Below are 18,678 nucleotides of genomic sequence, written 5' to 3'. Positions count from 1 at the left end.
ACATTTTGGTAGGTTTTTTGTTAAGTTACCATCGAACACTAAAAATTTAAATATTATGAAAAAATTCATTTACACTTTAGCCCTTATTTTCACTTTAGGCATTAGTTTTAATTCTGCTCAAGCAGCAAACAAACCAGCTAAAAACCCAACAGAATTAACAGCAGAAGAAACTGTAAAATTAGAGAAAATAAAAACGCGTGTTGAGGAAATTAGAGAGATGGATAAATCTAACTTAACTAAGGCTGAGCGTAAAGCTTTGCGTAGCGAGTTAAAAGAATTAAAAAACCAAGCTCGTGCAGTTTCTGGAGGCGTTTACCTTTCAGTAGGTGCTATCATCATCATCATTTTATTATTGATTTTGATTTTATAATCAAGAACACATCACATCTATCTATATATAAACGAAAAAGCTTTGCATTGCTGCAAAGCTTTTTTTTTGGGGTTATAATTTTTTCTATGAGGACACACATTAAGGCTAAATTTCCGTCATTGCGAGGTACGAAGCAATCCTAAAGCAAAAAAAAGCTACTTTTTTAAGATTGCTTCGTACCTCGCAATGACGAGATCGATAAATGTTCTTAATCAATAATATCGAAACCCGTATATTTCACTAAAGCTTCAGGAATTTTAATTCCGTTTTCTGTTTGATAGTTTTCTAAAATAGAAGCAACTATTCGAGGTAATGCTAAAGCACTTCCATTTAATGAATGCGCCAATTGGGCCTTTCCTTCTTTTCCTTTAAAACGAAGCTTTAAACGGTTTGCCTGATAGGTTTCGAAGTTTGAAACCGAAGACACTTCCAACCAACGTTCTTGTGCTCCGCTCCAAACTTCCATATCGTATGTCATTGCCGAAGTGAAACCCATATCGCCACCACACAAGCGTAAAACACGATAGTGCAAACCTAATTCTTTCAATAGAGATTGAACATATTTGCTCATCTCTTCCAATGTTTCGTAAGATTTATCTGGATGCGTAATTTGTACAACTTCAACTTTATCGAATTGGTGCAGGCGATTTAAACCGCGAACATGAGCGCCATAAGAACCTGCCTCCCTACGGAAACAAGGCGTATAAGCTGTATTCTTAATTGGCAAATCTTCTTCTTTAACGATAACATCGCGGTATAAATTCGTAACTGGAACTTCAGCCGTTGGAATCAAGTATAAATCATCAACAGTTGAATGATACATTTGCCCTTCTTTATCTGGTAACTGACCAGTACCAAAACCCGATGCAGCATTTACTAAATGTGGAACTTGCATTTCTTTATAACCTGCCTCAATAGCATGATCTAAAAAGAAATTAATTAGAGCACGTTGCAACCTCGCTCCTTTTCCCTTGTATACAGGAAAACCTGCTCCAGTTATTTTAACACCGAGTTCGAAATCGATAATATCATATTTAGCAGCCAATTCCCAATGTGGTAAAGCTTTTACAGGCAATTCTGCAGGTGTACCATGTAGGTAAACCACTTCATTTTCTTCAGCAGTAGAGCCTTTTTGTACTAAATCGTATGGTAAATTTGGTAACTGAACAACTAAATTAAACTGAGCAGTTTCGAGCTCATTTAATTTCTCGGTAAGATTTTTAATACTCTCCTTATGAGATGCTGTTTGTAACTTAATTGCTTCAGCTTCTTCCTTTTTCCCTGTACGCATTAAGTCGCCAATTTGTTTAGCGGCTGCATTTGCTTCAGCAGAAAGATTATCCAACGAAGTTTGAGTGGAGCGGCGTTCTTCATCAATTTTAATGATCTCATCAACCAACTCAGGTTGTTTAAAGTTACGAATACTTAATCGTTCTAAAACTTTCTCTCTATTTTCGCGGATATAGTTAACTTGCAGCATTATTTAATTTTTTCACAAAGATAATAATTAAGTCGTCATTGCGAACGTAGTGCGGCAATCTCTCTCCAAAAAGATTGCTTCGTCGTTCCTCCTCGCAATAATGAGTATATAAAAAATATGGATGGAAAACTGTTTCTGGTACCAACCCCGATTGGTAATTTAGAGGATATGACCTTTAGGGCGATCCGTATTTTGAAGGAATGTGATTTAATTCTGGCGGAAGATACCCGAACAAGCGCTCCGATGCTTAAACATTTTGGCATCGATAAAAAGGTATTTTCGCATCATCAGCATAACGAACATAAGGCAACTTCAGAGATTATTAAATTTTTAAATGAAGGTCAAAAAATTGCCTTAATTTCCGATGCAGGAACACCTGCCATTTCTGATCCTGGTTTTTTCCTTGTCCGCGAAGCGATAAAAAATGATATTGCAGTAGAATGTTTACCTGGTGCAACAGCTTTTGTACCTGCTTTGGTAAATTCTGGCTTACCTGCCGATGCTTTTTGTTTTGAAGGATTTTTACCTGTAAAAAAAGGCAGACAGACCAAATTTAAGAAACTTGCAGAAGAAGAACGTACAATTATACTTTACGAAAGTCCGCATCGTTTATTAAAAACTTTAGAAGAGTTTGCACAATATTTAGGCGCAGATAGGCAAGCATCAGTAAGTAGAGAACTAACCAAAATGTTTGAGGAAACCGTTCGTGGCACTTTGGTAGAAATAAAATCACATTTCGAAAACAATACTTTAAAAGGAGAATTTGTAATTTGCATTGCAGGTAAGATTGCAACAAAGAACAAAAATAAATATAATGATGTTGATGAAGATTAGCATTTTAAATTAACAATATTCAATTTTAAAAATATTATGATTAGCATAGATAGATTTTTAAGTGACGAACAAGACCCAAAAGCGGTTGAAAAAGTTATTGGAAAATTAAACGACCTTTTAACCACTGGCGAAGAAATTTTGTACTTAGCAGTGCAGAAAAAACCTGCAGTAAACTTGTTACCAGACAGCATTGCCATTTCTAATAAAAGGATTTTTTATTGCGAGCCAGGTAACTTAGGCTTAACCATGAATTTCAAAGATATTTCTTGGAAAAGCATTAAGGAAGTTTCTTTTAAAGAAGAGTTTTTCGGTTCGAAATTTATATGTGTTCCGCAGCATGGCGAAAATATTGTAACAGAATTTATTCCAAAAGTGCAAGCTAGAAAACTACATCAAGCTGCTAACGAACAGTTAGAAGCTTATAAAGAATTATTGCACCAGCAGAAACTAGAAGAAAACCGTGCAATGGCGTCTCCATCTGTTCCTACACCGCAGCCGTTTGTTAATGTTGCCCCAATAGAAATTATTGAACCAGAACCCATTCAAATTGCCGAAGTTGTAGAAGAACCAGAAGATGAAACAACTTTGAAATTACGTAAGTTAAAAACTCTATACGATAAACATTTAATCACTCAAGAAGAGTACGAAGCTAAAAAAGCAAACATTTTAGATAGTTTGTAAAACTAGCTGTCTTTGCTGTCACTTTGAACTTGTTGAAACGCATTATAATCCTTCGACAAGTTCAATATGACATTTTGCCTAATCAGGCTAAATTATGAATAAAACACAAACCTACCTCCTTGCCTTACTCAGCGCATTTTTACTTTGGCTAGCCTGGCCACCAATGCCCTTTACAACACCTTTGCTATTAATTGCGCTGGTTCCATTATTTATTGCGTTAGAAAATATCTCAACAGAAAAGATAAAAAAACAAGGTAAAAGGATTTTCTTAACCGCAGGCTTAACCTTTTTGATCTGGAATACAGCATCAATTTATTGGGTTTATAATGCAATAAGTGCATACAATGGAACCGTAGTTGCTATACCTGTTTCGTTAATCCCTTACGGTTTGGGGGCATTATTAATGACTTTTTCATTTTGGTTGTATTACCGATTATCAAAATATACAAGTAAGAATATTGCTTATTTGGGCTTGGTTTCCTTTTATATTGGTTTAGAATATTTGCAACAAACCTGGGATTTGGCCTTTCCCTGGATGACTTTAGGCAACGGACTTGCAGGAATGCACCAATTGGCACAATGGTACGATTACACAGGTGTTTATGGCGGTTCACTTTGGATTTTAGTAAGCAATATTTTAGCCTTCGAAGCTTATAAAAAACTTAAAACACAAACTGGCTATTTGCGGTTTAGAACCTTCGGCTTTTGGGCTTTAATTGTTATTATTCCAATTGGAATATCAGTAATAAAATATCTCAACTTCGAAGAAAAAGGCACGCCAAGTAATGTTGTTGTTGTTCAACCCAACATAGATCCTTACCAGAAATTAGAAAATATTCCTGCTGCTGAACAAATTCAAATTTTAACACATTTATCCGATTCTATCGGGCAAATCAATACAGAATATTTTATCTGGCCAGAAACAGCAATTCCAAATTATTCGGATGAAGATCGAATTCGAAGTAATCCTGATTTTTTAACGTTACAAAATTTTTTAAGCAGATATAAAAATGGAACGTTAATTACGGGTATTGAAAGCATTAAAATTTATCCTGATAAGAGAACCATTTCTGCAAAATATGCACCGGATAGAGGTTTTTATTACGACAATTTTAATTCTGCAATGCAGGTAGAAAACTCAGCAAATGTTCAGTTCTACCATAAATCGAAACTAGTGCCAGGTGCAGAAAAAATGCCTTTTCCTAAAGTATTTTCTTTTATGGATGGTGTGTTTTCTCAACTTGGCGGAAGTGTAAGTGGTTGGGGCTGGCAAGAAAAACCAAGCGTATTATATGCACAAAGTGGAATTGGTGCCGCACCTGTTGTATGTTACGAAAGTTTGTGGGGCGATTGGATTGGGCAGCAAGTTAAAGATGGAGCACAGTTTATTGCAATTATTACAAATGATGGCTGGTGGGGAAATACATCAGGCAAAGATCAGCATGAAATGTATGCAAAATTAAGGGCGATAGAAACCCATCGAGATGTTGCTCGTTCTGCAAATACTGGAATTTCTTGTTTTATTAATCAACGTGGCGATGTTACACAGAAAACCAAATGGTGGACAAGAACCGCGATTAAGGCTGATATCAGCCTTAATGACGAAATAACGTTTTACGTAAAAAGTGGCGATGTTATTGCAAAATTATTAAGCGCTTTAGCCGTTATATTAGCACTTATTATTCCATATAAAAAATGGATAAAAAAACCTAAACATGCTACAGTTTAAAAATCTTCGCTGGTCTGTATTAGTATTATTGCTAACCATAAACTTTGGTTGCGATCAAATCACTAAAAATATTGTTCGCGAAAGAATAAGTGAATACGAACATATCAGCATAATAAAAGATAGATTTACGCTTACAAAAGTAGAAAACAGTGGAGCCTTTTTAAGCCTGGGCGACCAAATGCCTTATATTTTTAGGTTAATTATTTTAACAGGTCTTCCCTTACTTTTTTTGGGTTATGGTTTATACTTTCTATTTAGCAAACCAAATTTGCCTATAACTTTCCAAATTGCGGTATGTTGCCTGGTTGGTGGTGGAATTGGCAATTTGTACGATAGAATTGTACACGGTTCGGTAACCGATTTTATGCACATGGATTTTCATATTTTTCAAACAGGTGTTTTCAATTTTGCCGATGTTTCTATTATGATTGGTGTTATTATTTTGCTTATCCAATCGATAAAAGGGAAAATTAACAAACCAGAGCCTTTGCAAACTGAAGTTGAATAGTGCCAACAAATTCTTAATATTTTAATTGCATTTTATAAACAAACATATAATTATCTTTATGTGTTAAGAATCTAAAATCAACCAAAAATAAAATCCAATGAAAAGAAATGCAACAGCCGTATGGCAAGGATCTGGTAAAGAAGGTAAAGGTAATTTAACTACCCAAAGTACAACATTAAACAACACCCAATACTCATTTGGTTCTCGCTTCGAAGAAGGTGTAGGCACAAATCCTGAAGAGTTAGTTGCAGCAGCACACGCTGGCTGTTTCACAATGGCATTATCATTTAAAATTGATGAGGCTGGATTTACCGCTGAGAACTTAGAAACTAAATGTGTAATTAATTTAGACCCTGCACAAGGTAAAATAACTGAATCTCATTTAACATTAACGGCTACTGTTCCAGGTTTATCAAAAGAAAAATTTGATGAGCTAGTTGCAGATGCTGAAAAAAATTGCCCGATTTCTAAATTATTAGATACCACAATTTCTGTGGATGCTACTTTAGTATAATTTTTTTATATAATAATCGAATTGAGCTTGCTGGATAATAAAAATTTCAACAAGTTCAATTCGATAATTTAATTTGCACAACTAAATCAAATCGAACGCTCTAGCGTATTGCGAAATCTCGAAAGACGATTTCGTTCTTAATTTATCTCTAACATTTCTTCGATGAGTATCTACCGTAGTTGGAGAAATATGTAATTCTTCTGCTATCTCGATAGAACTTTTACCTAAAGCAATTTCTTTTAATATGGTTTTTTCGCGTTTACTTAATTTCGAAAAATTGGTGTAATTTTTCCGCAGAAAATCATTTTCTTTCAAAAGCCGATCTGCTTTTGCAGCCATGTGGTGCATTGCATCTATCGGTATAGAAATTGTAATCGACAAAAGAGGTTTATCGTTCTCATCGCGTAAAAATATTTTTGTACTTGATAAGTGCCACTGCCAATTATCTTTTCCAGGAAACTTTAATTGCTGGTAATAACTTAACGTATCTTCCAGATTATTACCGTGCATAAAAGCACCGATTTTTGGAACATAATCTTTGGCATCCTCTGCATTAAAAAATCTGCTGTAATATTCTGTACTTGTCAATGAGCAAACTTCTTCTAAAGAAAGTCCGATCTGTTTTAAACCCCGCTCACTCATGTATGCAACAGTCCAATTTACTGTTTCATGTATAATTACAACCCCTGGCATTTGATCGAATGCCTTTACATTTAGATCTATTAAATTACGCATTACGGGCGTAAGCTGGGGTTTGTAGTTTTTAGGCATGAGGCGCATTTAGAAAATGATCCATGCAAAATACTCAAAATTAAGTAGATAGCAAATAGCCCTTAAGTTTTTAATCTAGCTTAAATATTTTCCAACAATTGGCATTCTTCTACCCATGCCGAATGCTTTTGGCGAAACACGTAATATTGGTGGTGTTTGGTAACGTTTAAATTCAGCTACATTTACCATTTTTAAAATTCTTCTAACTAACGCTTCCTCGAAACCTTTAGCAATTAATGCTGCAGAACCTTGTTTTAATTCGATGTGCTGATATAAAATTCGATCCAAGATATCGTATTCTGGTAACGAGTCAGAATCTTTTTGGTCGGGCCTTAATTCTGCTGAAGGTGGTTTAACAATTGTATTGATTGGAATTAATTCTCTCTCCTTGTTAATGTATTTCGCCAACTGAAAAACCTGTGTTTTATAAACATCGCCAATTACACCAATTGCACCACACATATCGCCATACAAAGTTCCATAACCAACAGCACATTCACTTTTGTTAGAAGTGTTAAGCAAAATGTAGCCAAACTTATTACTCATTGCCATAACAACAGTACCACGAATTCTGGCCTGTATATTTTCTTCCGTTAAATTAAATGGCATACCTTTAAATGCTGGAGCCAACATACTATCGAATGCTACAGCAGCATCTTTAATAGGCACAATTTCGTGTAAGCAGCCAATGTTATTCACTAAGTCAAGTGCATCTTGTACAGAGTGATCAGAAGAGAACTTAGAAGGCATCAATACAGCCATAACATTCTCAGCGCCTAACGCTCGGCAAGCCAAAGCACAAACAACTGCTGAGTCTATTCCTCCCGATAATCCTAAAACAGCTTTACTAAATCCTGATTTTTGAAAATAATCTCGAATTCCTAATATTAATGCATCGTGAATTTGTTCTATATCGGTTAACCGTTCTGCTTGAGGATATTTATTGCGAACATTCTCTACTTCTGTCAAATCGAAAACCTGTAAATCTTCTTCGAAATACTTCATTTCAGCTTTCATTTCTCCATCTGCATCGAAAACTAAAGAACCGCCATCAAAAATAATTTCAGTTTGGGCACCTACTTGGTTTACATAAAAAACTGGTAAATGATATTTTTTCGCGTTATCTGAAAGCACTTTTATGCGTTCATCATCATGCGTATAAGAAAATGGTGAAGCCGCAATGTTAATCATCACATCAGGCTGTTCTTTAATCAACTCATCCATCGGATTTGAAACATACAATGGATTATCATTAATATTCCAAAGGTCTTCGCAAATGGTTAAAGCAATTTTCTTTCCCTTAAAATCGATACACTTAAACGAAGTTGAAGGTTCGAAATAACGGTATTCATCAAAAACATCATACGTAGGTAGTAAAGCTTTTTTGGTAATGGCTTTAACTTTCCCATCTTCAATAAAATAGGCTGCATTAAACAAATCTTTACCTTGCAAAACATCGTTTCTAATTGGTAAACCAATAATACAGGCAATATCCGTACAATATTTAGCAATATCTTGAGCAGCATTTTCGCAAAGCGAGATAAAATCGTCAAATTCAAGAAAATCCCTTGGTGGATAACCACAAACGGCAAGTTCTGCAAAAACAACCAAATCTGCTCCTTTATCTTTTGCAGATTGAATGTTGCTGATTATTTTTTCTGTATTTGCTTCGAAATTACCGATGTGATAATTGAGCTGCGCTAATGCTATTTTCATTGATGAGTACCTGTTAAAATTATAAATGTTGCGGCTTAAAAGAAAAATCCAAAGTTAAGAGCTAAGTAATGATTCTTAACATTTCTGCTGTTATCCTTTACAATATTAGTGAAACCGTTGTTAAAAGTTAAACCTGCCATAATACTGGTATTTCCAGACACATCGAATTCTCCACCACCGCCAATAATAAGACCAGCACGGTAAAACCTCGAATAATCAGAAATATTTTGATTATCGCCAACCTGAGCTCCATTTCTTACCGCATTTTGCTTGGCACTTATATTAAAGCCATTTGATAAACCAAATTGACCATAAAACCTTCTTCCATCAGTTTTCAAAGTTTTCAATTTTATAGTTAATGGCAGTTCGATGTATTGCATTCTATATTTCAAATCGTAGCCCACAGGATTTGTATTGCTGCTAGACATGTGATAAGGATTTACATTTATCTCCGTGCTTTTACCATTAATGGTTGTTATAGTTAAAGCGGTAGAAAAACTATAGTTAGGCGCAAAATTAAAGTCGCCGATTAATCCATATGAAAAACCTAAACCTATGCCTTCGGTTTTACCTTGTTCTGGTTTTATCCACCCAACAGTAGGCGTTGCAGTTAAACCTAACCTAAAACCAAAACCTGGTCCGTTAAAATTTTGGGCCCAAACGCTGGCGCTTAAAAAAGATAAAATAAAAATCGTTGTTATTCTTTTCATACCTTATGTATTTTATATTTGTTGTATAATGAAGTATAACGTAAAACGCAGGCAAATTTATCTAATTTTTCTTTTTGCACTTGCATTTATTTCCTGCAAGCAAAATAAGCGACCAGATATTAGTAATATAAAACTTGATATAAAAATCGAAAGATTTGATAAAGAGCTTTCTACGGGCAAAAACAAAAACTTGCAACAACTTTCATCTCAACTATCGAACAAATACGGTTTTTTCTATGATGACTATATTCACAAAATGGTAGGTTCGCCCGATTTTACTGGCGATTATGTAATTTCAGGATTATTTAAAGACCCGGCTTATATCGATTTAACGAAAGAAGTTGACAGCGTTTTTCCCAACCTTAATACACAAGAAACTGGCTTAACTGAAACTTTTAAATACATTAAATATTACTATCCAAAAGCCAAAGTACCAAAGTTTATTTCTTTCGTTTCAGGTTTTTCTTATCAGGTACCTCTTGGAGATAATTATATAGGAATAGGCTTAGATATGTTTCTGGGCAAAAACAGTAAATTTTATAAAGGCATTATAGAAAGTGTACCTATGTACATGTCGCGAAGATTTTCGCCCGAAAACATGGTAACCAGAGTTGCTGAAACTTTTGCACATGAAGAACTTTTTCCAGAGCCAGATGCTAATCGAACACTTTTATCTAAAATGATATTTCAAGGGAAAATACTTTATTTTCTAGATCAGGTTTTGCCCGAAAATATTGCCGATACAGCTAAAATTGGCTACTCATCAAATCAATTAGATTGGACACAAAATTTTGAATCGGATATTTGGGCTTATTTTTTAGAGAATAATTTACTTTACGAAACCGATTATCACAAAATTCAGGTTTATTTATCTGATGGACCTTTTACGCCAGGTTTAGGCGAAAATCGAGATTCTGCACCTAAATTAGGCGTTTGGACAGGCTGGCAAATTGTAAGAAAGTATATGGCTGAAAACCCAAAAATAACCTTACAACAACTAATGGCAGAAAATGATGCCCAAAAAATTTTAAATAAATCGAAATATAAACCTAAGAGAAAATAATTTAACGTTTTAAGTGGACGGTTCAAAAATTGATGTAACAATTTATGGATTAAAGAGTTTAATCATACAAAGAAGATCCTAAATCTATATAAATGAAAGTTGGTATTGTATTATCTGGCGGAGGAATAAGAGGAATTGCGCATTTGGGTGTTTTAAAGGCATTCAGCAATTTGGGTATTACTTTTAACCAGATTAGTGGTACTAGTGCAGGTGCAATTGCTGGCGCTTTTTTCGCAGCAGGTATCGACCCAGAAGAAGGTTTAAATATATTCCTTAAAACTAAATTATGGCGTTTTGTTCGGCCTGCCGTTGGCTCTTTAGGCTTAATTAACATCGAAAATACATCCTTAATTTTAAAAGAATATTTTCCAGAAGATTCTATAGAGAAATTAAAAATTCCATTAACAATAGCAGCGGTAAATTTCAGTGAAGGTCGTTTGGTTTACTTCACCAAAGGTCCGTTAATCCGTTCTATACATGCTTCGAGCTGTATTCCAGGTATATTTAAACCTATAATGATTGATGGGCAAATGTATGTTGACGGTGGAATTTTAAATAATTTCCCTGTTGAACCTTTAATGGAAGATTGCGATTTTATAATCGGCTCATCTTGTAATCATTTAAAACCAGTTGATAAAATTACAGGAATAACCAATTTAATGGGAAGAGCTGGCGTAATGTCGATCAATCACGATATGGAACGTAAGGCCAAGTTCTGTAACGTAATGATTGAGCCAAAAGGCTTAGGCGCTATTAGCACCTTTGATATGAAACGTGCAGAAGATATTTACTGGTTGGCACACGAAGAAGCTTTAAAAGTAATTAAAAATACGCCAGAGATCAGAGCATTAATACCACCCAATACCTTGAAAGGGACTTTGCCTTTTAAGCAGTAATTCAATATTCAAATTTAGCTTTGTTAGCTTTGTTTTAAAGCGTAGTTTATGGCTTTGGGTTAAGTTTCACCAATCGCTCGCCTTCTAAAACAGGAATCGCTTTACAAACATTTAATTGAAGGCAGAAAACAACATCTTCCTCAATATTTAGTTGCGCCAAACGATGGCTGTGCGATGACTTATGCAGATATTTCCTTAAATCATCCTTCGCAAGCATATATAAATCTTCAGCAGCAACGCTAGAATCATCAAAGTGTTCGAAGTTTTTGCGTAGTTTGTTTACCACAGCACCAGCAAATAAAGTATCCTCTAAATTAAACTGATCTTTCCAGCCCGCACATAAAAGCAAAACATTTTTATCCTGGCTTGCTAGGTAATCGCTAAGCGAATCTAAATTTAAGAACGAACCAATAACCACCTGATACGCTCTTTTATTGGCAAGATGTAAAGCTTTTGTTCCGTTAGTAGTTGTTAAAACAATTGTTTTACCAGCAACCTTTTCTTTAGTGTACGAGAAAGGAGAATTACCAAAATCATAGCCTTCTACAACTTCTCCATTCCGTTCTGCAGCCAGCAAATAACCTTTTTCTTGGTAGGCTAAACATTCTTCCACTAATGAAACTGGGATGATGGCTTCAGCACCGTTTTCGATACCGAAAGTAATAGATGAGGTTGCCCTTAATATGTCAATAACAACAACAATGCTCTGCTCGATATCATATAAATCAATCAGTGCAGGCGTTAAACAAACTTCAATTTTTTTCGACATGTTCTGCGTATCGGGTATAAAGATCAGGTATCAAGATGATTTGTTTTGATACCTGATAGTAAATACTTAAATCTATTTATAAAAAGGGAACTTAACTACTTTGGCTTTAATTGGCGTATTACGGATATTAATAAAAACCTCTGTACCTTCTTTCGAGAAATCTTTAGCCACATATCCCATACCAATTGCTTTTTGTAATGATGGCGCTTGTGTACCCGAAGTTACCTTACCAATAATATTTCCGTCAGCGTCAGCAATTTCATAATCATGACGAGGAATACCTCTATCAATCATTTCAAAACCAACCAATTTCCGCTGAATACCTGCTTCTTTTTGTGCCTGTAAAGCTTCAGAATTTGTAAATGGTTTAGAGAATTTAGTAATCCAACCTAAACCAGCCTCAATTGGCGATGTCGTATCATCAATATCATTTCCATATAAACAGAAACCCATTTCTAAACGTAAAGTATCGCGGGCAGCTAAACCAATTGGTTTAATGTTATAAGATTTTCCAGCTTCAAAAACTAAATCCCAAATCTTCTCAGCATACTCGTTTTCAAAATAAATTTCGAAACCACCTGCACCAGTATAGCCAGTAGCAGAAATAATAACATTTTCTACGCCAGCAAAAGTACCTTTAACAAAACTGTAATACTCCATCGATGCTAAATCTACATCAGTTAAACTTTGCAAAGCATCAGCAGCTTTTGGTCCTTGAATAGCTAATAAAGAAGTTTTATCAGAAATATTATGCATTTCTATACCTTTATCGTTAAAGCTCTGAATCCAATTCCAATCCTTTTCAATGTTCGATGCGTTTACAACCAACATATAAGTTTTATCATCAATACGATAAACCAAAAGATCATCAACAATACCACCATCTTTATTTGGCAGGCAAGAATATTGCACTTTACCATCGTAAAGTTTCGATGCATCGTTACTGGTAACGCGTTGAATTAAATCTAAAGCATTTTCGCCTTTCAAAATAAATTCGCCCATGTGGCTCACATCAAAAACACCAACACCATTACGTACAGTTGCATGTTCTGCATTAATACCTTCGTAGGTTACAGGCATATTATAGCCTGCAAAAGGAACCATTTTAGCGCCTAAAGCGATATGTTTTTCTGTTAAAGCTGTATTTTTCATGCTTAATATATAGTTGGCGGCAAAACTACTAAGAAAAAGGCAATGTTTTGGGCAAAATGTTAAAGCATTTAGAAAAAGAAAGCTCGTATTTCATCGGCTTTGCAGTCCCGCCATTTATTACAATCTTTTGTAATTGGTACCGTAAACTTGTCGGGCTGCAGCAACAAAAAGTATTTCCATTATTGTCGGGTTTATAAAACAAAAGCTTGTTCCAAGAAACTAAATTTTACGTTATAATGCAGGAAAAATTTATATTCGTCTCATTCCTAAATTTCTTGGCTATAAATTAGAAATCTACCCACCAATCTTAAAAATGAAAACTCTCGAAAAAATACAAAATCTACTTCCAATTGGATATCTCTATTTAGTACTAATGGGCATATTAAAAGAAAGTTTATTGTATTACCAGCTTGGTATAAATATTTTAAAGTATTCTACCATAATGGATATTTTAATTAGCCCCATCGCCGATTTAACTGCAAATCCTGTTCTGTTAGGTCCTGCTGTAATTCTGTTTTTTATACTGCCATTTTTAATAATTCGCTTTCTATCTGCAAAAAGCAATAAAAAATGGGTTCAAAAAATTTCAGGTTTAAAAAATGGTGCTGAAGCATTAACTGTAGAACATGTTAAAAATCATTTTTCAAGATTGCTTTTCTTATTTATCACCGTCAGTTTGCTATCGTTTTTTCTTGGTATTGGAATTGGTAAAGGTCATTCCATTTCAGAAAAGATAAAAAACAACAGATTGGAATTTCATGATAAAATAAATTTCAATACTGGAGAATCGGAAAATGTTTACATCATTGGTTCGAATAGTGTTTACTATTTTTACTTAACAAAAGGCACTAAAACTATAAAAATTGCACCAGTCGGCACCATTAAAAATATTGAGTTAATAGATAATAAAATGTTTAGATGAGCAATAAACGATACGCTGAGATGAGCAATGAAGAATTGCTAAAAAGTCAAAAATCAATAAAAACAGTTACTGCTATACTTGCTGGAATGCTACTATTTCTTTTTGCAGTAAACATTTTTTTAGCCTTTAAGAAAGGCTTTAGTGCATTAAATGCTGTGCCTATTGCTTTGCTTCCAATTGTAATTATTAACGTAAATACATTGAAAGAAATTAAGAAAGAGTTAAATTCAAGAAATATTTCCGAATAGGAAAAACGTTAACAAATAATCAAGCAAAAGTATGAAACAAGAATGGCTTGAAAGATGGGATGCCAGGTATAGCAGTGAAGAATTTGCTTATGGCGAACAGCCTAATAACTATTTAAAAGAGCAACTAGAAAAACTTAAACCAGGTAAAATCCTTTTTGCTGCAGAAGGTGAGGGAAGAAACGCGGTCTTTGCTGCTAGACAAGGCTGGACAGTTTCGGCTTTTGATATCAGTGCCGAAGGTAAAAACAAGGCCATTCAACTGGCTAACAAAAATAATGTACCAATTGACTATCAGGTTGGAGAACTTCAAAATCTAAACTTCCAAACCAATCAGTTTGATGTTATTGCCTTAATTTATGCGCACTTTCCTGCAAATATCAAATCTTCTATTCATCAAATGCTCGACAAATATTTGAGCAAAGATGGTATTATAATTTTCGAAGCTTTTAGCAAAAATCATCTCGATTACTTAGCTAAAAATGAAAAAGTTGGCGGGCCAAAAGATATAGAATCGCTCTTCTCTATAGATGAAATAAAATTAGACTTTCCTAATTATGAAGTTATAGAACTGGAAGAAAAGGAAATCGAATTAAGCGAAGGAAAGTTTCATAATGGAACAGGCTCAGTAATTAGATTTGTAGGACGCAAAAAATAATCCTTAATAAATGATAACAAAGATTACATCAACAACGCCCGATTCTGAAATTGTAACTTCGAGAGTTGTTAATGCTCCAATTAAAATGGCTTTTGAAGCTTGGGCCAATCCAAATCATTTAAAAAATTGGTGGGGACCTAATGGTTTTACCAATACTTTTAACGAGTTCGATTTTAGAGTCGGCGGCACATGGAGTTTTATTATGCATGGGCCCGACAAAGGCAATTACAACAATGAATGCGAATTTATTAAAATAGAAGTGCCTAATTTAATAGCTTGGAAACGTCATTCTCAACCGCTTTTTCAGGTATTAGCTACCTTCGAAGAGGTTGCCAATGGCAAAACCAATGTTGTGTTTAAAATGCTTTTCGAAACTGCAGAAGAATGTGCCAAAATAAAAAAGTTTGTTGTAGATAAAAACGAAGAAAATTTCGACAGACTTGAAGTTGAACTAAGTAAAATGATTTAATAAAATGAACCCAAAAGTTGATTTTTATTTTAACAAAGCTGGAAAATGGCAGCAGGAAGTTGAAAAATTAAGGAATATAGTTCTCGATTGTGGACTTACTGAAGAGCTAAAATGGGGATGTCCTTGCTATACTTTCCAAGGGAACAATGTTGTTTTAATCCACGATTTTAAGGACTACTGTGCCCTCCTTTTTAATAAAGGAGCGTTACTAAAAAACACAAACAATATTTTAATTCAACAAACGGAAAATGTACAAGCTGCCCGTCAAATTCGTTTCACAAATATTCGCGAAATAATCGATTTAGAACCTATACTTAAATCTCATATTTACGAAGCGATCGAGATCGAAAAAGCAGGTTTAAAAGTTATTTTAAAGGATACTAAAGAATTTAAAACCGCTGAAGAATTTCAACAAAAATTAGAAACAATACCAGAATTAAAAACAGCATTTGAGGCTTTAACACCAGGAAGGCAAAGAGCTTATAAGTTATATTTTGCTGCTCCGAAACAATCTAAAACCCGCGAATCGAGAGTTCTGAAATCTATACCGCAAATTCTCAATGGTAAAGGGCTTAATGATTAATTTCAATATAAGTAGATTATGAGTAATAAGAAGGTTTTACAACCAGAACAAATTGAAACGCTCATCAAAACGTTAAAAACACGATTTGAGAAGAATACAAATCGCCATAAGAACATGGAATGGGCTAAAGTAGAATCAAAGCTACAAACAAATTCAGAAAAATTATGGTCGCTGAAGGAAATGGAAGCTACGGGAGGCGAACCTGATGTTATTGATTATGATACAAAAACGGAGGAATACATTTTTTGTGACTGTTCTCCAGAAAGCCCTAAAGGAAGAAGAAGTTTTTGCTACGACCGTGAAGCGCTTGATGCCAGAAAAGAAAACAAACCAGAAAATAATGTTATTGATGCAGCTGCAGTAATGGGTATCGAGCTTTTAAATGAAGAGCAGTATCGTAACTTACAAAAACTTGGAAAATTTGACGAGAAAACATCGAGTTGGGTTGCTACCCCAACAGCTATAAGAAAACTTGGCGGTGCTCTTTTTTGCGATTATAGATATGATACCGTATTCGTTTATCATAATGGAGCGCAATCTTATTACGCAGCAAGAGCCTTCCGTGGCTTACTAAGAGTTTAAAAAATATGCTATAAATTTTGCAGCAAATACATCCGAATTCAAGAAATTTACGCCAAACTAAAAGAAAAATAAATCGGAGTTTATTGCTAGATTAATTGAAGCCTATTTGTATAGAAAATAAATTAATCTGCTTTTACACTGATTAGATCTTCATAAATATTTAGCATTTGAGATGATATTAAGTGCACACCATGTTCGTTCTCTACAGTTTTACGAGCGTTCTCGCCTATTTCGAGCCAACGTTTTGGATTAATTACGCACTGTAATATAGAACGATAAAATTCATCAGCAGAATCTGCAATTAAAATATCGTGTCCATGTCTGCAATTTATACCTTCGGCAGCTGTAGTGGTTGCAATAATGCATTTCTTCATAGCCATACCTTCAATAATTTTTACCCGCATTCCTGTACCAGAAATCAAAGGAACAATCATTATTGCTTTCGAATTCATAAATTCTACAGCATCAAAAACTTCACCTTCTACAATCAAATTATCCGAATCGTACTCGAAGAAATGCTTCTGCATGTTTTTTCCTGCAATGTAGAAACGGAGATCTTTGTTTAGTTTTTCGATATCAGGCCAGATATCATCTAAAAACCACTCTAAACCTTCTTGATTGGGCCGCCAATCCATAGCCCCTAAATGAAAAAGTGTTGGAAAACTAGTTTTCGTTTTATCAACTTTATACCTTTCTAAATCAATAGCAACGGGAAAAACTGTCATTGGCACTTCACAGCCAAACATTAAAATACTTTGTCGATCAGGCTCACTAATTGCAAAAATTTGGTGAAAACGATTAATCTGTTCGGTTTCATAAGCTTTCAGTCGTTGTGCCAAAAATGCCAAATATTTCCTTCTGATTAAAAAACTTTCCGAATGCGAAAGTCGTTCCCACATTGTAAACTCAATATTATGTGCTCTGTAAATCAATTTGGCGTTGCTATTGGCCTTAACAACATCAAGGTAAGGAACTACAAAAAGTCCTTCGAACTGAATAATGTCAAATGTATTTTCACGTAACACGTTTTCGAGCTGTCTTGCCGCATCTTCATTGTAATACCTGGAAACATTGTAAGATTCGTTTGTGAAAATATTAAAAAATGCCGCCCATACATTTACTTCTGTATCTAAATCGTGTGTATGAGTTTTTATTTTTTCAAAAATTGGATCAGAGATATCTTCCAAATCCAATCTGGAATTTGCAGGGTTGAGGCTAAACAAAGTAATATCGGCACCAAGTTGTAGTAAACCTTTCATGGTGTTGTAAACCACAATAGGATAACCACTATTTGGCGGAAAGGGAATCCGCTTAGTAATTAACAGAATTTTCACGATGTTGTGAAAATACGAAATTTAGATGTTTTTTGAAAACAAATCGAGTTGAGGCGCACTAACATTAAAAGTTTTTCGGTGAAACGGCGATAAACCGATTTCTATTACCGCTCTACGATGTGCAATTGTTGGATAACCTTTATTTTTCTGCCAGTTATACTCAGGAAAATCTATATGTAGATTAGTCATATATTCATCGCGATGCGTTTTTGCCAGAATGGAAGCTGCTGCAATATTTAAATATTTTCCATCGCCTTTAATAATACAACTATGTGGAATTTGAGGATAGGCTTTAAAGCGATTACCATCGATAACTAAATATTTTGGTTGAGTTTTTAATTGTTCTATAGCACGATGCATCGCCAGAAAAGAAGCATTTAAAATATTTATCTTATCAATTTCTTCATGATCGCAAGAGGCAACAGCCCATGCCAAAGCTTCTTTTTCAATTATAGGTCGAAGTAAATCGCGTTGAGTATGTGTTAACTGTTTAGAATCATTTAAACCTTCTAAAACAAAGCCTTTTGGAAGAATTACAGCAGCAGCAAAAACTGGCCCTGCAAGGCAGCCCCTACCAGCTTCATCGCAACCAGCTTCTAAAAATTCATATTGATAACAGTTTAACAGCATTGTGCAAATTTAAAGAATAACGGTTATATTTCTTCAGGCTATTACAGATTAAGTAAATTTGA

The 18,678-nt window shown here is 34.6% G+C and carries 22 protein-coding genes; 14 read left to right on the top strand and 8 right to left on the bottom strand.

Going from position 1 to position 18,678, the window contains the following annotated elements:
• Window positions 1-55 precede the first annotated feature (55 nt).
• Window positions 56-370 (top strand): hypothetical protein, encoded by a 315-nt coding sequence (locus tag ABD692_RS10245; RefSeq protein ID WP_344766725.1) that lies wholly within the window; start codon window positions 56-58, stop codon window positions 368-370.
• A 208-nt stretch (window positions 371-578) separates the two neighbouring features.
• Here the strand turns inward: ABD692_RS10245 and serS are convergent, their stop codons facing one another.
• Window positions 579-1,850 (bottom strand): serine--tRNA ligase, encoded by a 1,272-nt coding sequence (gene serS, locus ABD692_RS10240; protein WP_316755975.1) that lies wholly within the window; start codon window positions 1,848-1,850, stop codon window positions 579-581.
• Between the two features lie 117 nt (window positions 1,851-1,967).
• Between serS and rsmI the strand changes: the two genes are divergently transcribed.
• The 5 genes from rsmI to ABD692_RS10215 all read left to right on the top strand — a co-directional run bounded on the left by rsmI (window position 1,968) and on the right by ABD692_RS10215 (window position 6,116).
• Window positions 1,968-2,684, top strand: a complete 717-nt coding sequence (gene rsmI, locus ABD692_RS10235) for a 16S rRNA (cytidine(1402)-2'-O)-methyltransferase (protein WP_316755973.1) — start codon at window positions 1,968-1,970, stop codon at window positions 2,682-2,684.
• 36 nt (window positions 2,685-2,720) lie between these two features.
• Window positions 2,721-3,365: a PH domain-containing protein gene (locus ABD692_RS10230; RefSeq protein WP_316755971.1), complete on the top strand. Its 645-nt coding sequence runs from the start codon at window positions 2,721-2,723 to the stop codon at window positions 3,363-3,365.
• 94 nt (window positions 3,366-3,459) lie between these two features.
• Window positions 3,460-5,094, top strand: coding sequence for an apolipoprotein N-acyltransferase (lnt, locus tag ABD692_RS10225; RefSeq protein WP_316755968.1), 1,635 nt, complete (start codon window positions 3,460-3,462; stop codon window positions 5,092-5,094).
• Window positions 5,081-5,602, top strand: a complete 522-nt coding sequence (lspA, locus tag ABD692_RS10220) for a signal peptidase II (RefSeq protein WP_316755966.1) — start codon at window positions 5,081-5,083, stop codon at window positions 5,600-5,602. The genes lnt and lspA overlap by 14 nt, the downstream gene beginning before the upstream one ends.
• Window positions 5,603-5,699: 97 nt before the next feature.
• Complete coding sequence (locus ABD692_RS10215) at window positions 5,700-6,116, top strand: OsmC family protein (RefSeq protein ID WP_316755964.1); 417 nt, start codon at window positions 5,700-5,702, stop codon at window positions 6,114-6,116.
• Window positions 6,117-6,197: 81 nt separating this feature from the next.
• On the opposite strand, the gene ABD692_RS10210 is transcribed toward ABD692_RS10215, so the two are convergent.
• From ABD692_RS10210 to ABD692_RS10200, 3 genes are all read right to left on the bottom strand, one after another.
• The gene (locus ABD692_RS10210) at window positions 6,198-6,887 is read right to left on the bottom strand and encodes a response regulator transcription factor (RefSeq protein WP_316755962.1); all 690 of its coding nucleotides are present in this window, start codon (window positions 6,885-6,887) and stop codon (window positions 6,198-6,200) included.
• Between the two features lie 75 nt (window positions 6,888-6,962).
• Window positions 6,963-8,603 (bottom strand): NAD+ synthase, encoded by a 1,641-nt coding sequence (locus tag ABD692_RS10205; RefSeq protein WP_344766720.1) that lies wholly within the window; start codon window positions 8,601-8,603, stop codon window positions 6,963-6,965.
• A gap of 35 nt (window positions 8,604-8,638) precedes the next feature.
• Window positions 8,639-9,313: a porin family protein gene (locus ABD692_RS10200; protein ID WP_316755958.1), complete on the bottom strand. Its 675-nt coding sequence runs from the start codon at window positions 9,311-9,313 to the stop codon at window positions 8,639-8,641.
• 28 nt (window positions 9,314-9,341) lie between these two features.
• On the opposite strand from ABD692_RS10200, the gene gldB reads away from it, so the two are divergent.
• Both gldB and ABD692_RS10190 read left to right on the top strand, forming a co-directional pair.
• A complete protein-coding gene (gene gldB / locus ABD692_RS10195; protein ID WP_316755956.1) occupies window positions 9,342-10,376 on the top strand; it encodes a gliding motility lipoprotein GldB in 1,035 nt (344 codons plus the stop codon).
• 92 nt (window positions 10,377-10,468) lie between these two features.
• Window positions 10,469-11,272: a patatin-like phospholipase family protein gene (locus ABD692_RS10190; protein ID WP_316755954.1), complete on the top strand. Its 804-nt coding sequence runs from the start codon at window positions 10,469-10,471 to the stop codon at window positions 11,270-11,272.
• Window positions 11,273-11,318: 46 nt separating this feature from the next.
• Here ABD692_RS10190 and ABD692_RS10185 read toward each other — a convergent pair whose 3' ends face one another.
• Window positions 11,319-12,041 carry a 2-phosphosulfolactate phosphatase gene (locus ABD692_RS10185; protein WP_316755952.1) on the bottom strand — a complete coding sequence of 241 codons (723 nt, stop codon included), beginning with the start codon at window positions 12,039-12,041 and terminating at the stop codon, window positions 11,319-11,321.
• 72 nt (window positions 12,042-12,113) lie between these two features.
• Window positions 12,114-13,193: a glycine cleavage system aminomethyltransferase GcvT gene (gcvT, locus tag ABD692_RS10180; RefSeq protein ID WP_316755950.1), complete on the bottom strand. Its 1,080-nt coding sequence runs from the start codon at window positions 13,191-13,193 to the stop codon at window positions 12,114-12,116.
• 313 nt (window positions 13,194-13,506) lie between these two features.
• On the opposite strand from gcvT, the gene ABD692_RS10175 reads away from it, so the two are divergent.
• The 6 genes from ABD692_RS10175 to ABD692_RS10150 are packed head-to-tail and all read left to right on the top strand — an operon-like array spanning window position 13,507 to window position 16,652.
• Entirely contained in the window at window positions 13,507-14,115 is a 609-nt protein-coding gene (locus ABD692_RS10175; RefSeq protein ID WP_316755948.1) for a hypothetical protein, read from the top strand.
• A 20-nt stretch (window positions 14,116-14,135) separates the two neighbouring features.
• A complete protein-coding gene (locus ABD692_RS10170) occupies window positions 14,136-14,363 on the top strand; it encodes a redox-active disulfide protein 2 (RefSeq protein ID WP_316755946.1) in 228 nt (75 codons plus the stop codon).
• Window positions 14,364-14,394: 31 nt separating this feature from the next.
• Window positions 14,395-15,018, top strand: coding sequence for a class I SAM-dependent methyltransferase (locus tag ABD692_RS10165; RefSeq protein ID WP_316755942.1), 624 nt, complete (start codon window positions 14,395-14,397; stop codon window positions 15,016-15,018).
• Between the two features lie 10 nt (window positions 15,019-15,028).
• The gene (locus tag ABD692_RS10160; RefSeq protein ID WP_316755940.1) at window positions 15,029-15,487 is read left to right on the top strand and encodes an SRPBCC family protein; all 459 of its coding nucleotides are present in this window, start codon (window positions 15,029-15,031) and stop codon (window positions 15,485-15,487) included.
• A 4-nt stretch (window positions 15,488-15,491) separates the two neighbouring features.
• Window positions 15,492-16,070, top strand: coding sequence for a YdeI/OmpD-associated family protein (locus tag ABD692_RS10155; RefSeq protein ID WP_316755938.1), 579 nt, complete (start codon window positions 15,492-15,494; stop codon window positions 16,068-16,070).
• Window positions 16,071-16,088: 18 nt separating this feature from the next.
• Complete coding sequence (locus tag ABD692_RS10150; RefSeq protein WP_344766713.1) at window positions 16,089-16,652, top strand: DUF4256 domain-containing protein; 564 nt, start codon at window positions 16,089-16,091, stop codon at window positions 16,650-16,652.
• A gap of 122 nt (window positions 16,653-16,774) precedes the next feature.
• Here the strand turns inward: ABD692_RS10150 and ABD692_RS10145 are convergent, their stop codons facing one another.
• Both ABD692_RS10145 and ABD692_RS10140 read right to left on the bottom strand, forming a co-directional pair.
• On the bottom strand, window positions 16,775-17,986 hold the full coding sequence (locus tag ABD692_RS10145; RefSeq protein ID WP_316755934.1) for a glycosyltransferase: 1,212 nt from the start codon (window positions 17,984-17,986) through the stop codon (window positions 16,775-16,777).
• A gap of 21 nt (window positions 17,987-18,007) precedes the next feature.
• The gene (locus ABD692_RS10140; RefSeq protein WP_316755932.1) at window positions 18,008-18,616 is read right to left on the bottom strand and encodes a ribonuclease HII; all 609 of its coding nucleotides are present in this window, start codon (window positions 18,614-18,616) and stop codon (window positions 18,008-18,010) included.
• Between the last annotated feature and the right edge of the window lie 62 nt (window positions 18,617-18,678).

It is taken from the genome of Pedobacter ginsengiterrae, assembly GCF_039537385.1.
Taxonomy (GTDB): Bacteria; Bacteroidota; Bacteroidia; order Sphingobacteriales; family Sphingobacteriaceae; genus Pedobacter; species Pedobacter ginsengiterrae.
The sequence above is the reverse complement of the archived record's forward strand: the minus strand, read 5'-3'. Positions and strand labels throughout refer to the sequence as shown.

Excerpts from the sequence above, each read along its gene's own strand:
- ABD692_RS10190 (WP_316755954.1), top strand. The coding sequence starts at position 10,469 with ATGAAAGTTGGTATTGTATTATCTGGCGGAGGAATAAGAGGAATTGCG.
- ABD692_RS10205 (WP_344766720.1), bottom strand. The coding sequence starts at position 8,603 with ATGAAAATAGCATTAGCGCAGCTCAATTATCACATCGGTAATTTCGAA.
- ABD692_RS10230 (WP_316755971.1), top strand. The coding sequence starts at position 2,721 with ATGATTAGCATAGATAGATTTTTAAGTGACGAACAAGACCCAAAAGCG.
- ABD692_RS10140 (WP_316755932.1), bottom strand. The coding sequence starts at position 18,616 with ATGCTGTTAAACTGTTATCAATATGAATTTTTAGAAGCTGGTTGCGAT.
- serS (WP_316755975.1), bottom strand. The coding sequence starts at position 1,850 with ATGCTGCAAGTTAACTATATCCGCGAAAATAGAGAGAAAGTTTTAGAA.
- ABD692_RS10210 (WP_316755962.1), bottom strand. The coding sequence starts at position 6,887 with ATGCCTAAAAACTACAAACCCCAGCTTACGCCCGTAATGCGTAATTTA.
- ABD692_RS10185 (WP_316755952.1), bottom strand. The coding sequence starts at position 12,041 with ATGTCGAAAAAAATTGAAGTTTGTTTAACGCCTGCACTGATTGATTTA.
- gcvT (WP_316755950.1), bottom strand. The coding sequence starts at position 13,193 with ATGAAAAATACAGCTTTAACAGAAAAACATATCGCTTTAGGCGCTAAA.
- ABD692_RS10150 (WP_344766713.1), top strand. The coding sequence starts at position 16,089 with ATGAGTAATAAGAAGGTTTTACAACCAGAACAAATTGAAACGCTCATC.
- ABD692_RS10155 (WP_316755938.1), top strand. The coding sequence starts at position 15,492 with ATGAACCCAAAAGTTGATTTTTATTTTAACAAAGCTGGAAAATGGCAG.
- lspA (WP_316755966.1), top strand. The coding sequence starts at position 5,081 with ATGCTACAGTTTAAAAATCTTCGCTGGTCTGTATTAGTATTATTGCTA.
- ABD692_RS10200 (WP_316755958.1), bottom strand. The coding sequence starts at position 9,313 with ATGAAAAGAATAACAACGATTTTTATTTTATCTTTTTTAAGCGCCAGC.
- gldB (WP_316755956.1), top strand. The coding sequence starts at position 9,342 with ATGAAGTATAACGTAAAACGCAGGCAAATTTATCTAATTTTTCTTTTT.
- ABD692_RS10245 (WP_344766725.1), top strand. The coding sequence starts at position 56 with ATGAAAAAATTCATTTACACTTTAGCCCTTATTTTCACTTTAGGCATT.
- ABD692_RS10165 (WP_316755942.1), top strand. The coding sequence starts at position 14,395 with ATGAAACAAGAATGGCTTGAAAGATGGGATGCCAGGTATAGCAGTGAA.
- ABD692_RS10170 (WP_316755946.1), top strand. The coding sequence starts at position 14,136 with ATGAGCAATGAAGAATTGCTAAAAAGTCAAAAATCAATAAAAACAGTT.
- ABD692_RS10175 (WP_316755948.1), top strand. The coding sequence starts at position 13,507 with ATGAAAACTCTCGAAAAAATACAAAATCTACTTCCAATTGGATATCTC.
- lnt (WP_316755968.1), top strand. The coding sequence starts at position 3,460 with ATGAATAAAACACAAACCTACCTCCTTGCCTTACTCAGCGCATTTTTA.
- rsmI (WP_316755973.1), top strand. The coding sequence starts at position 1,968 with ATGGATGGAAAACTGTTTCTGGTACCAACCCCGATTGGTAATTTAGAG.
- ABD692_RS10160 (WP_316755940.1), top strand. The coding sequence starts at position 15,029 with ATGATAACAAAGATTACATCAACAACGCCCGATTCTGAAATTGTAACT.
- ABD692_RS10215 (WP_316755964.1), top strand. The coding sequence starts at position 5,700 with ATGAAAAGAAATGCAACAGCCGTATGGCAAGGATCTGGTAAAGAAGGT.